Below are 13,655 nucleotides of genomic sequence, written 5' to 3'. Positions count from 1 at the left end.
TTGAACAACTTTTGATTATTTATAGTTGTTTTTATTTGAGTTTAGTGCCTTTTTCTTTTGCAATAATCAACATTTTTAAAATTTAATAAAAGTTATTCAATATTCTTTTAAATAGTTATTACTGAAAAAATAAACCCATGATTCATATTTTTCTTTAACTATTGTTTCGTTACTATTTCCAATTTTCACCATTCGTCCTGTCAGATTGCTAATTTCATTAATTGGGTTTATTACCACCTTAGACGAATTACTAAGTAGAACAGGTCGATTTACATCTATTGAACTCTTGGGTTTTCTAATTCTTCCCCACTTTATTTCTGAATTACTTCTTATTAAAACCTCAGCAGTATAAATTGCATTATCCATAGCAAGAATTTGTGTTCCAACACTTAATTCTTGAGTCACTATTTCAATTATGTTTCGAAGTTGTTCAGGAATATTCAATTTCTCGATTCTTCCTCTTTTTCAATTTTAAGACAAGCAGAAGTAGCGGCGGTTGTATACCAAATAAAAAAAACGCAACATTGCCCATCGTATCCCCAAGTTTAAATAGGTCATTCGTATTTTTCGGGGTCATGGAAATGATATAAATAACCGGAAGCAAACCAAACATAAATGGATGAATGTTTTTTTTAAACAGTTGGGCAAGCCCCAAAGAAGCAGCATAATGACTAACGTTAAAGCAAGTAAACATTTGCATAATCCATATTACAAGCAACAAAGACTCAAACCGTTCAAATAGCAAACCAGGCATTTCAAAACTTCGCACGAGATCAATCGTTGGCCAAGTTTTGGTTACTACATCATCGACGGATAGTCCACCGATGACCATTACGATAGTTATCAAGTAAAAGATCAGTGGGATGAAAATTCCGACTAAAACAGCTTTTACTGCTTGGTTTGGCTGTTTCATAAACGCCATTATAATCAACATGCTTTCAAAACCTATATATGAGAGAGCCGTTGTTTTGATTCCTTTTAGTACGGGCATGATCCCCAACCCCAGTACCGGGCGCAGATTATCCACTTCAAATATTTTAAAACTCATAAAAGCAACCACCAAAAAAACGCCGACCGTAATGGGGAGAATAATTTCAAACAGACGGGCAATCGGATTTATGCCGCCCATAATTAAATAGAGACCTATCCACATAAATGGCATCGCGATGGCCCAAGTTGGGGTACCTTTCAACAAAAATAAACTTGTTACTTCTACTAATGCACAGATATGAAATCCACCCATCATTAAAAAATAACATACAAGGATTAGACTTAGTAACTTACCCATCCATTTCCCTACAATTTCTTGGCTGTATTGATAAAAGGTTTTTCCTGGAAACCGTTGTCCTAATTTGACCATAATAACTCCTGCCACCATCGCAATCAGCCCGCCTAAAATTACAGTTAACCAGGTATCTGGTGTTTTCACTTTCTCTGTAGCTGCTCGTGGTAAGGTCAGAATTCCCGTTCCAAGTATATAATTGATAATGATAACAACTACTTGAATTGTTGTAATACGGTCTTTGGGGCTAGTAATCATCGCAGGTCACTTCCTTATTCACAATTCAGGATTACTACTTTCTGAAGGCTCATTACTTCTCATTTTTCCACATTTCTTCTTATAATCGGTATAATTTTATATTTCCAAAAAAGAATAAAAATTATGCATATTGTATTCATGTGATGTTTACATAATAGCAAGCCTTCCAAGAGCATTACTTATTTTATTTCCAGTCTTTTTTGTATAAAATTTGTATAAAATTAAAAGATTTTAATGCTATTATCAAGATTTACTTACTATTCAGTTGTAAAATCCATTTCGAGTAATTTCCGATTTTAATAAAAACGTTGATATAACAACGTTTTCCCGACTTAACATACACCTTTTCATCAGTTATATCACCTGCAAAAGCGTCTAAAACCATTACAGTATCGTACGTTTCGACTGCTCTTTGCTGGCGATTAAAATCTTTAACTGCATTAACAAAGTAAGTAATAATCTTATTTTCATTATCTACTGCGATTTTTTTCTGCTCATCACTATAATATTTATTTTGAATCGAATTGACCTTTTTTTCATTTTCTTTCTTACTTCTATAAGTTTTTTGATTTGCTCTTCATTAAACGTTGTAACTTTTTGATCTTTCCGAGCTAGAGATAATTTATCTATAAAGAATTTATCGACATTTAAAGAAGAATTAGCGTAAGCTATTTCGAGTCTTTTAAAGTCTTTCATCTCTTTATGAGTTGTTAAATATTTATCGTTCTCTAATTTTTTAATAAATGCTTTGTGATTTTGGATTAAATTCTCACCAGCTTTTACATCTAACGGATAAATTTCAGACCTTATTCCTAAATTATTAAATTCTTCTTCTAATTTTGTTTCCATTTTTTGTATTTGGGATATTTTTTCTTCCTTTATAATCAATGCTTGTTCTAATTTTTTTCGTTTTTCCACTGACTTAATAGAATCATTTTAACTTTTACCTACAAATAAAAGCACTCAAACAATGTTGAGTGCCTCAGCGATTGAAAAGATTTCTTGTCTTTTATATTCATAGAAGGTAGTTGCATAAGGTTCAATACCAAAAAAGAATTTTATACTTTCTAATCCATTAAGAAAACCACCTAAAAAAGGTGGCTTTAAATATACTTCCGATGAATATTCTTCCCATCATAATTAAACAACACAGACTTATTCTCAATATTCGTCTCTAAATGAACCCCTCTACCCCACAACTGATGAATATAAGGCATAACCTTCTCAACATACCTCACATCAAGTTCCATATGTTCATAAGAATGCTTCAAATAAAGCTCCCCATTTTTTAAATAATCTCCTTCTTGAACTACAATATAAGGGAATCCTCCATTTACTCGACTAACTACAAGTTGGTCTCTTACATTTTCCCATGCCTTATCAGTAACTTTATATTCCTTACCTTGTCGCTGGAATAGATACATATCTTCCCTCATGACAAGATCTTTTGTTAAGTAGTTTCGTATAAATGAACTATCAGACTCTAACTCTCGTACTTCAAACATTTTTTCTCGACCGCTGCCAGGTTTAACACCTAACTCACGCATTTCTTTTGTTGGATTATTATATCGCTCTTCTATATCTTCAAACATTCTTAGTCCTAAATAATACGGGTTAATGCTTGTTTTCGATGGCTGAACTACTCCTGCATTAAGCTTTGCGTATTCAATTGCCTCGTTTGAATCAAGATTTAATTCACGCATAATTCTTATATGCCAATAACTTGCCCAGCCTTGTTTCTCTCAAAGATCTTCGTAGCAGCTTAAATGTTGTTCAACTATTAGCTGGTTTAGTTGCAGAAGGAATAAGTTTTATTCCTTTATCTCAGATTTAGAATCAGACCCTATTGCACAAAAATCGCAACCATTGAGCGGGATGTTTTCTTTCGTCCACCAATAAAAACCTAAAAAAATAAGAGAAGGAGCTGCCTTCTCTTTTTATTTATTTTTAACTACTTCTTCTTTCGTACTGTTTCCTTCTTTTTTCATTTTGAAGTATTCATCCATAATACCGCGGCCAATGTATTTATTAACCGGCGCCTGGTCACTTTGTAACCAAGGTACAACAACTGCGAAGGCAATTTCCGGATTGTCATATGGGGCATAGCCGATAAGTGTTAAGTTATATGTTTTTTGAGGTCCGTTGTATTTTTTTCGATCAGGTCCATCATACACGGACTGGGCTGTACCAGTTTTACCTGCAGGTTTATAGTCTGTACCAGTAAAATATTTGCGAGCTGTACCGCCCGTTTCATTATAAACCTTATAAAAACCTTCTTTTACTCGGTCGATATACGAATCCCTCATATCAATTCGATTTAATATCTTCGGTTTCATTTCTTGTCTAATGACACCGGTATCTTCGCCTATTGAAGGTTGTCTCAATTCTTTCGCAACATGAGGTTGAATTCTGTAACCTCCATTTGCGATTGTCGATACATATTGAGCTAATTGTAGTGGCGTATAAGTATCATACTGACCAATCGCCATATCTAGAAGGAAACCTGGATTTTTGTCTACACCTTTAAAGCCAATTGCTTCATTGGGTAAATCAATTCCAGTTTTAACCCCAAGGCCAAATTGACTGAAACTATTACGGAATATATCAAACGCTTTAACATCGATATCTAAAGGCTTATTCTCTACGTAATTTGCATGTCCAATAGCCATAGCTGTGCGGAACATATAAACGTTCGATGAATATTTTAGTGCATCTAAATCACTAATCCACCCCATGTTTTTATAAGATGCTTTTACTGGTGTACTTGCAATTTTAATCGGTGTATCGAATTGCCTTTGCCCTGGGACAATGGCACCTGTTTGATAACCTGTTAGAACCGTTGCACCTTTTACTGTTGAACCCATCTCATAAGATGAAGTAAGATTACCTGTTGCGTAATCTACAACTTTAGTCTTTCCTGTCTTTTTGTCTTTAACAATTTGCTTTCCTGACATTGCTAAAATTTCACCTGTTCTCGGGTTAATCATCGTAACAAATGCACGGTCCAAATATCGACCATTTGACGTTGCTTTGGCTTGTAAAAGCTTTTCTTTTACAATTTCATCAACCTTACCTTGAAGATCAATATCAATTGATAGAACTAAACCACTTCCAGGTTCCCCTTCTGTTATGACTTTCGTATCAACAACATTTCCATTTGAGTCAATAACATTTTGTGCTTTACCTTTTGTACCGCGTAAAACATCTTCATATTGCTTTTCTATATAGCTTTTTCCTACACGGTCATTACGATCATAACCACGTGCTAAATAATAATCGACATTCTGAGCAGGTAATCCTTCTTTTTCAGAAGTAATATTACCTAAAATTGTTCGGAACGTATCACTATAAACGTATTTTCTTTCCCAATTTGTCGTTACATCTACACCTGGAAGCTCATCCAAATGTTCACTAACTGTTGCATATTCTGGTTCAGTAACTCCCTCACTTTTAATTGTTTGTGGAGTTAACGCATAACCAACACTCATTTGCTTGTAAATTGCAAGAATTTGTAAGTCATTTGCACTAAGAGAATTGATATCATCTGCTGTAATTTTATCAAGCTGTAATTTATAGTAAGCTTTATTGTAAGCAGGGTCATCATCTTTATTTTGAGCTTTTAGTGTTTTATTCTCTTTTTTAAAGGGCTATTAATTAGCGCCTCTTAAGCAACTAACTGATGCTTTAGTTGAACAAGATCAAGAGTCGCATATGCGGCTTTTTTTTTTGAAAAAACTGGCAGGTTAATTAGCGAAGTTTAAAACACAAAATTGGAATAATATGGTAGAATTTTAATTAGAATTCATTTAAATTTTTTATTAAGGAGGTAGTTCTTTGTTAAAAATATTCAAAAATGTTTTTGGACTATTTGCATTTGTTTTAGCAGTATATGCTTTAACAACAGATAGATTTGTTGTAATGCCATATATGTTATTTTTCTTAGGAGTAATGTTATTGATAATGGGTTTGCAAGAAAAACGAAAACCTCTTAATTATTCACTTATACTTGTATCTGGGTTCAATATATTCGTGTCTATTTATACATTCTTATTGAACTAGTCGAGTAGAAAGGAGTCTTTTTACCTCACGGTAAATCGAACTCCATCCCCTCCTAGAACCGTGTTTGCGCTATTAACGCACACGGCTCCTCCAAATTATCATTTACAGAACTCAGCTAATTTCTATCAGACTTTATTCTGCTATTCTTAGTAGTTTTGTTTCCATTTATTCTACCTCTGTGTGTAGTAAATGTGTCCTTCTTAAGGGTGATACTTTGGTAGCAGCCTTTCCTCCATCAGCATTACCCAACTTCATAGGTACTACGCTGCTATCCGACTCCCTACATCGGCATTTGGTTTCCTTACTTGTTATCGCTTGTACACCATACTCTTCTATTAAATGAAAAGACCGGTAGGGTCTCCCGAGTTGCCGTATCATATCAATGTGTTACGTGCCAAGGTCTCTGACTCCGGAGAGGCTTTACCATTCTTGCCTTAACGAAAGGTAAAATATTGTTTTCTGCTATGCGTAAGGCATCAGCCCTCTCGCTTTACTAACATTTTGAAGCTCAATCCCTTCAACCATTTGGCTTTCGGCCCGCAACCTAACTGTCTACGCTTAAAGTCTAAAGTTACCTTTAGCCCTCCAAGACTCGCTACGAGTGAACGGCTAGTTATTACTCGACGGGAATCCCACCCGCTATATGATACGACCTAGGCTCGGCCGCACACACATGCGTTAGCTTTAAGAACTTATCTTCAAGTTTAGCTTCTTAATTGTTTTATCAGTTCAATTACCAATAAAAGAAAAATAATCGATCCAAATGTACCATATACTAATCATGGCCTCATTGCAGTCTTTGAATTAACCAATAAAATGCCAGAGCAAAAATAAGGCAAGACGTTGATATCATCATTTTACGATACCAAGAGAACCGACGTATCCATAGCAAGAAGGGAAGTATTAGGCATAGGAACATGAGCTGGCCCGCTTCCACACCTAAATTAAACGTCAGGAGTGAGCCAATCAGATTGCTCTTTGGAAGACCCGTATCGGCCAAAGCCCCGGCGAAGCCCATGCCGTGAATCAGGCCAAATAAGGCCGTCAATAGCCACCGCCATTTCGCCTTTTGTACAAACATATTTTCCACTGCTACATAACAGATCGTCAGGGCAATCAAGGCTTCGACCCAGGACGGGATAACGTGAATGCGGCCCGACGCCACCAATAACAGTGTAAAGCTGTGGGCGATTGTAAAAGCAGTAACAATTTTCAACGCATCTTTGAAGCGAGTTGCGATTAATACTAAGGACACCAAAAACAGCAAATGATCGTACCCGGTCAAAATGTGTTCGATTCCAAGTACAAAGTATTTCCATAGAACGGATTCAATATCAGGCTGAGCAATGAAAATCTGAACATCTTTTTTATTGATATCAAGAATGTTCTGATAGAAATATTCCCCTGAATGGACCAAGAGTACACTCGAATGACGAGGCGCATTTTCAAATAACAGATTGTAATGAAGATTAAATTGTTCGATCGGCTCATCAGCGGTTAACCTTAATTTAAGCACTACGCCCATCGTGGAAGCCTTTTCTTCCACGTTCATCGAAAGCAATTCCATCGTTAAGGGCTTTGTATCCACAACTATACGAAGATCTTTCTGTAATACTGATTCGATTCTTTCTTTCTGCAAGGATAGTTCCTCGTTCTCCAGATATTTATCCTTGTTGGTATCAAATTGTTCCAGCATGTCTGTTTGATCAAGAAAAAGTTCATAGTCTATCGTTTTCCCTTTAATGTTTAACATCGAGTAACCCCTACTTTTGTCGGTATGGGCAAATGAAGTGCTTGCATTCGCACAAAATACTAAGGTGACTATGAACAAGGACAGGAATGCACGTAGTTTCAAAGCGAGACCTCTTTTCATCAAAGTTTAAATCTAATCCCTTGAGGGAATCGTAATTGTGTCAATAAATATTGAAGGTCCCGTAACAAATATTTTGCCGTGGGACCTCTTTTCATTAAAGTTTAAATCTAATCCCCTGAGCGAATCGTATTTATTTTAGTAAATTGAAACCCTCAGAAAATATTTTTACGTTTTACGGTTGTTGATCACACAATTGCCTTATTTCGTCCTGAGTCAACGCCAGGTCAAATACACGAACTTCGTCAAGCAATCCATTGTATGCTTCACCGCCGGTTTCATTGGCTCCCATCATGATTTTACTCGTTACTGTCGGAAGCGGTCCGAGATTCGTTGTATTGCTTGCCACTAAGTTACCGTCGACATAAATCTTCAGACCATTTAAATGATCGTAAGTAGCCGCATAATGATGCCAATTGTTATCGTTGTAAGTCCATGGAGTATACAGCGCTTTATAACTGGATGAAGCGTTGGGCCAATAGGCCACGCGAGCTTGACCGCTTGCCAACTGGAGGGCCGTGAAACGATTACTTTGACGGAAAATGCTCGTGGTGCCGGTTGCAGGCTGAGAAGTCTTGAACCAAAACGACACGGACTCGTCACCTGTTTTATTCAAAGTTGCCGAAGAGTTGAACTCGGCCCTTGAGCCACCGCTAAAAGCAAGAGCTCCGCCTTTGCCCGAATCGGTCCAAGTCGGATTGTTAACCAGAGTTCCGTTGTTGCCGTTGCCTGAAGAATCGCCGACGGTTGTACCGGAGCCTTCATCGAACTTCCAGTGGGCTACTAGTTCGGCAGCCCTTGTAGATACACTAATGCTTGTTGTCAATGGAATGCTTTTCGGGTTTGTAACTCCAATAGGCAGAGTTACTTTTCCTGTTACAGTGAAGTTCTGCGCCGTCGGTGCAGTTGGATCGTAGCTTGCACTATTTACATCCCAATTCACACTTGCATCCACATTTCCCCTATCGGTTACAAGGGCTACTTTAGGAGGCAATCCAAGAGCTTCAGCTGTCTTCACTGTTTCGATTGCCACATCTGTTAAGTCAGCAGGTACTGTGATGCTGTTTAATGTTTTATCTTCAACCTTCGTCAATTCAAACCAGCGCAGAGTCCAATAAGCTTCAGTTACATTCAGCCTTATTTTATGTGGGCCTTCACTCAGCTTGACATAATCAGCAGTTCTATTGCCCCAAGTATACCAACCACCCGTGTTTGAGAACGAAGTTTTCGTTTGAGGTACTCCATCTACCAGGAATTCAACCTCTCCCGTTTTATCCGGTGCTGTTCCAACCCTGTAAGCTAATTGATAGGTTCCCGAACTTTTCACATCTACTTTATATTCCATCCAGTCGCCTTTATTTAGAGGATGCACCATCCATGTGAGTGCGCCATCATTAGCAGGAAGATTTTTAAGTAAAATACCCTGTTTCGAATTATAGCTTACACCTTCTATCCTTCCTGGTACCGATGCTGAACCAGGCAATACATCTAAAATATTTACATTAAAGTTGGCTGTCTTTCCACCTAGCGCCACAGTCACTTGCTGCCCTTCATTAAGAATGGAACTATTAAAGCCGGTAATATTATCAACCGTTACGTTCTCCACTTTTGTTGTTCCATCGCTGTAAGTGCCTGTCACAATCAGCCCATCAATATTAAGCCAATCCCCAGGCAAGTAATTTAACTTTGTTGGCAGTTTAGTTATTTCGAGGCTTTGCAACTTAACGTCAGAAGTCTCGTTGGCCATTGCCATGATCTGATCGGTAGACAGTGCTTGATTGTAAATCCTTACTGCATCAATACGTCCATTGAAGCTTTGTTGGCCTCTACTGTCTGCACCGATATACGTTCCCGTTGTAGGCTTTGAAGGATCTGTTGTATTATTGGTTACCGGGGTGCTCTTGCCATTGATATAAAGCTCCCAGGTGCCGTTTCTTCTTTCCGCAGTAATATTAGTCCATTGTCCTGCAGTCAAAGCAGTCTGAGATCCCAGAATCGTCTGACCGTTGATCACGATTGATACCTTATCGCCCTTTTCATGATCCAGTACGATGGAATAACCGTTACTAAGGCCATCGCCATTGGACAAGATCTGCTGCGATTCCGAAGTTTCACCATTCCACTTCACCCAGGCTGATAGAGTTAAATTGTTCTGTTTGTTGGATGCAAGATCTGCACTTGCATAATTACCCTCAGCACCGTTCAGGCTTAGCGAAGCTGAACCTTCCATTTTATCCGTCTTATCAGAGACAGCACTTCCATGCAAGGTTGCATTAATCCCATTCTTGATACTGTTGTTGCCATTGCCGTTAAATCCCCACATACTTCTAGGCTTGTTACTATCCATAATTTGGATTTTATCAATATTCACGCTCGCTGCATTGCCATCGCTTTTTATGACGATTTTGTTATTTGGACCCGGATTCAGCTCAACAGGTACCGCCAAATCGTTATACGAGTTCATGCCTCCGGTAGTCGGAAAGCTGAGTGTCTGTACTTTGGCTCCATTTACATATAATCCCTTGGCAACATTGGCAGCATCGGTAGCATACCTTATTTTCAATATTTTATTGCCGCCAGAATCTCCTCCGTCAACCTTGTGCGATTCGATATATGCGCTTCCATGGTTCATATTCACATACTTGCCGCCCGACAGATTTATGTCGTCGCCAGAGGTTGCATATGCAAACACACTTTCCTCGGCTTCATACATGCCGGTTGTATTCGGGTGCATACTTATAGTAGCTTCCCATACGGTTTTTTTTGTATTTACATCCCTTCCCTTTAGATGCACCTTGTCTTTGTATACTTCAAAAATCATAGCTTGACTATTCAAAACGGCACCGTCTCTTAATGCTGAGAATTTTTCAGAGTACAAGTTGCCAGGTATCTTAATATCGTCGTGAAGATGTCCCGTTGTCAAAACAACCTGTGGATATTTTTCAAGGATATGTTTGAGCTTCTGTTCCTGTGGGTTACTCGCATAAGCATAATTATCCGAAGCATATGACTTGGATACGGTTTGGTAAATAGGCTCATGCGCAAACACAAAAATCGGCTTGTCCGGAACTGCATTTGCAGCAAGCGTGCTTTCCAACCAGGCTAACTGCTCGTTGGACATATACGAGTAATTGATCGGCTTTTCATCTCTTCCCAAAAATATGAAGTCATAGCCTTGTACTTCCCGGTGGTAATACACCTTATTTTCTGGTATTCCTGCCTTTTGTATAAATCTGTTCTTCGCTACATTAAAATCCGACTGCCAATCATATTCATGATTTCCAATTGCATAATACACCGGCGGATGATCTTTTACGGAATTGACAGCATTTCTTATGGCGTCATATTCACCGCTATCCCCTACATTGGTTATATCCCCGGATAAAACGATTGCACTGGCATTATTATTAACAGCATCCGTTACAGCTTTAACCGTTTTACCCGTATCGCTATGTGTGTCCGATATTGACATGAAGCTGAAGATAGGATCTTCCGTAGTGTTTTCTACCCCTGCTGCAGAGCTTTCTGCCGAAGTAATGCCTACTACACCCGTCAGGGCTAGATTCACCAGCATAAGAGATAGAAATGGCTTTTTTAATCTTTTAAGAAATAGCATAATTAAACCTCCTGTTATTCTTTGTAATACTCATTATGAAATGGCCTTTTGTAGTCTTACTTAGATGGAAAAATTCGTATATTAACATAGGCCCACGTTAACATCGAATTTTGTTGTACCTCCCTTAATGGACAGTTTTTGAGCTAAATTCGCAAGCATTGATCTTTTACAACTCTTGCTACAAGATCTCCACCCAATTTTACAAATCAACTCACTGATCATTCAATTGACCGGACATTATTCTCAAACTGTCACTCCAAACGCCATTTCTTCATAATCGTTCTCCGCTCGATTTTGTGTTTCTTCCTATTCCTGTCGAACCTAATACTTGATCAACCGAGGGCCGTTCCACCTTTGGACTAAAGCTGCCACCTCCTATTTTTTTAAAAATAACCATAGAATAGAAGTATACTTAGAAAGAGAGATGATACCGTCTTCGAGTGCATTGCCAGGCAAGACTTGTCCTATTCTTGGGTTTTCTCATCCTTTCGACACAATTCGAAAACAACCGTCTCTAGGTGACCCTGTACAGATAGTAGCACCGGTTTGTTAACAGACTATAGATTTCGTGTAAAGTGTTATGAATCAAACTTGGGGGAATTTCACTTTTTTTACTTAGAAATAATAAAAAATAATTTTTAAAAAAACTTTTATAATAATAATCATAGAATAGCTACACACACGCGAAGTGGGATGTTACCAGGCTTCAATTGCATTACCAGGCAAGGTTTGACATATTCTTGATTCTTCTCATCAACTCGTTTGTTAACGATTTAAAACCGTTGGGGTTAAAGAGTTTCAATCAAACTTGGGGGAATTTCGATATAAACATGCTTATTTTCAGAGAAAAAAATAAAAAGAGACCAGAAATGCTGGTAACATTTCTGGTCTAGATTTTGCGTAAATCTGTTAAATTATAGGAATTCTATATCCACTCTTATTGAACTTACGCATGCGTTCGTATTATAAGGTCAACCAGTTAAATTTCTGGTTGACCATTTTTTATATGGTTTTATGATTAAAGTAGTCGGGGCAGAACGAAGCTTGCGTGGGGCTTAGACCCCGTCAACTAAACAGTTCACCCCCTACTTATAGAAACATGCTTTGGGCTGGTTGGGACAAGGACCCGCATAACAAGCGAACCTATGACACTATAAGGGAGTATTAGGGGAACCGATAAATTTATTTAGGAGGAGATAATTATGAATCCAGTAGTTGGTCTGGATGTCGCAAAAGGAGAAAGTCAGATTCAAGGTTTTTTAGATAAGGAGACTCCTTTTAAAAGAAGTTTTAAGATTTTACATACGGTTGAAGGCTTTGAGCAGCTACTTCAATTCTTACAGAAAATCGAAGAAACAACGAATACAAAACCAGTATTAATAATGGAATCGACAGGACATTACCATTCACCTGTTATGCAGTTCTTAGACAACTTAAATTATATTTATATCGTTATTAATCCATTAATCTCTTATCGAGCTAAAAGCTCGAGTTTAAGAAAAGTAAAGACTGATGTCATCGATGCGTACCACCTCTGCGAGCTGTATTACAAAGAAGAGTTAGAGCCATATAAAAAACGTGGTGCACAATTACTGAACCTACGAAACTTAACGAGACAGCACGATCATTTAACGGGTATTAGTTCTCAGGCAAAACTACATTTTTTAGCGATTCTAGATCAAGTGTTTCCTGAATATCGAGGTGTATTTGGAGATTTGTATTCTAATGTTTCGCTCTTAACTTTACTAGAGTTTCCTTCATCTGAGGCTGTGTTACAAGCAGGTGAAGATCAACTAGCTAAACGAATCGCATCTTTGTGTACTAGTCGTTCTAAACAATGGGCAAACGAAAGAGCTAAGCTTTTAATGACTGCGGCTGAAAAAAATCCGTTTCAAGTTAATCTTTATAGAAGTCTTATTATTTCGCTTGAAATGCATATTAAAATGGTTCTTCAATACAAAGAACATCTATCCAATTTGAAAGCAGAGATAGATGTCCTCGTAAAAGAAATTGAAGAATATACTATCATCCAATCGATTCCAGGTATCGGAAAAAAAATCACGGCAACGATTATTTCTGAAATTGGTGAAATTGATCGATTTGATAATCCTAAAAAACTTGTGGCTTTCACTGGTGTTGACCCGAGTGTCTTTGAATCTGGTAAATTCACAGCCAGTAGAAACCGTATTACAAAACGTGGCTCTAGCCGATTGAGGCATGCGTTATTCATGGCTGTTCGGTGTGCAATTCGTGATAATCGTAAGACCAAAACAACAGACGAAATCATCCCACGAAATAAACGAATGCGACAATTTTATGATAAAAAGCGTGAAGAAGGAAAACCATTTAGAGTAACAGTTATTGCTTGTGTAAACAAACTATTACATTGGATTTATGCCCTGTTAAAAAGCAAAACAACTTTCCAAGATCTAGCTTAAAATCTGAAACAACCATAATTACCATAATCTTCCGATTTTAAATAATGGGAAGGTTATTTGGCATGTCAAAAATAGTATAACATGAGTCACATATTTTTTTTATTGAAAATTATTGACAAACTATTAGCTGGT

At 37.6% G+C, this 13,655-nt stretch carries 8 protein-coding genes and 1 pseudogene; 2 read left to right on the top strand and 7 right to left on the bottom strand.

The window, feature by feature from the left end; translation table 11 throughout:
• Positions 1-96: 96 nt before the first annotated feature.
• The 5 genes and pseudogenes from V5E38_RS01560 to V5E38_RS01540 form a co-directional block, all read right to left on the bottom strand.
• Positions 97-444: a hypothetical protein gene (locus V5E38_RS01560; RefSeq protein WP_499211941.1), complete on the bottom strand. Its 348-nt coding sequence runs from the start codon at positions 442-444 to the stop codon at positions 97-99.
• Entirely contained in the window at positions 431-1,540 is a 1,110-nt protein-coding gene (locus V5E38_RS01555; RefSeq protein WP_499211940.1) for a spore germination protein, read from the bottom strand. The genes V5E38_RS01560 and V5E38_RS01555 overlap by 14 nt, the downstream gene beginning before the upstream one ends.
• 474 nt (positions 1,541-2,014) lie before the next feature.
• The gene (locus V5E38_RS01550) at positions 2,015-2,458 is read right to left on the bottom strand and encodes a hypothetical protein (RefSeq protein ID WP_499211939.1); all 444 of its coding nucleotides are present in this window, start codon (positions 2,456-2,458) and stop codon (positions 2,015-2,017) included.
• Between the two features lie 185 nt (positions 2,459-2,643).
• A pseudogene (locus V5E38_RS01545) lies at positions 2,644-3,276 on the bottom strand (SpoVR family protein); the annotation flags it as partial.
• Between the two features lie 201 nt (positions 3,277-3,477).
• Positions 3,478-5,049, bottom strand: a complete 1,572-nt coding sequence (locus V5E38_RS01540) for a peptidoglycan D,D-transpeptidase FtsI family protein (RefSeq protein WP_499213494.1) — start codon at positions 5,047-5,049, stop codon at positions 3,478-3,480.
• Between the two features lie 325 nt (positions 5,050-5,374).
• Between V5E38_RS01540 and V5E38_RS01535 the strand changes: the two genes are divergently transcribed.
• Positions 5,375-5,599, top strand: coding sequence for a DUF3953 domain-containing protein (locus tag V5E38_RS01535; protein WP_499211938.1), 225 nt, complete (start codon positions 5,375-5,377; stop codon positions 5,597-5,599).
• A 787-nt stretch (positions 5,600-6,386) separates the two neighbouring features.
• Here V5E38_RS01535 and V5E38_RS01530 read toward each other — a convergent pair.
• Positions 6,387-7,454, bottom strand: coding sequence for a HupE/UreJ family protein (locus V5E38_RS01530; protein WP_499211937.1), 1,068 nt, complete (start codon positions 7,452-7,454; stop codon positions 6,387-6,389).
• 190 nt (positions 7,455-7,644) lie between these two features.
• Positions 7,645-11,085: a LamG-like jellyroll fold domain-containing protein gene (locus V5E38_RS01525; RefSeq protein WP_499211936.1), complete on the bottom strand. Its 3,441-nt coding sequence runs from the start codon at positions 11,083-11,085 to the stop codon at positions 7,645-7,647.
• A gap of 1,202 nt (positions 11,086-12,287) precedes the next feature.
• On the opposite strand from V5E38_RS01525, the gene V5E38_RS01520 reads away from it, so the two are divergent.
• Complete coding sequence (locus V5E38_RS01520) at positions 12,288-13,523, top strand: IS110 family RNA-guided transposase (RefSeq protein WP_499211935.1); 1,236 nt, start codon at positions 12,288-12,290, stop codon at positions 13,521-13,523.
• Positions 13,524-13,655 lie beyond the last annotated feature (132 nt).

The sequence above is a fragment of the Rossellomorea sp. GAMAL-10_SWC genome (genome assembly GCF_049568075.1).
Lineage (GTDB): Bacteria > Bacillota > Bacilli > Bacillales > Bacillaceae_G > Gottfriedia.
Note: the sequence above shows the minus strand (reverse complement) of the source record. Positions and strands in the feature narration are given on the sequence as shown.

What these genes read in the sequence shown, in the direction of transcription:
- V5E38_RS01525 (WP_499211936.1), bottom strand. Translation starts at nt 11,085, where the DNA reads ATGCTATTTCTTAAAAGATTAAAAAAGCCATTTCTATCTCTTATGCTG.
- V5E38_RS01520 (WP_499211935.1), top strand. Translation starts at nt 12,288, where the DNA reads ATGAATCCAGTAGTTGGTCTGGATGTCGCAAAAGGAGAAAGTCAGATT.
- V5E38_RS01555 (WP_499211940.1), bottom strand. Translation starts at nt 1,540, where the DNA reads ATGATTACTAGCCCCAAAGACCGTATTACAACAATTCAAGTAGTTGTT.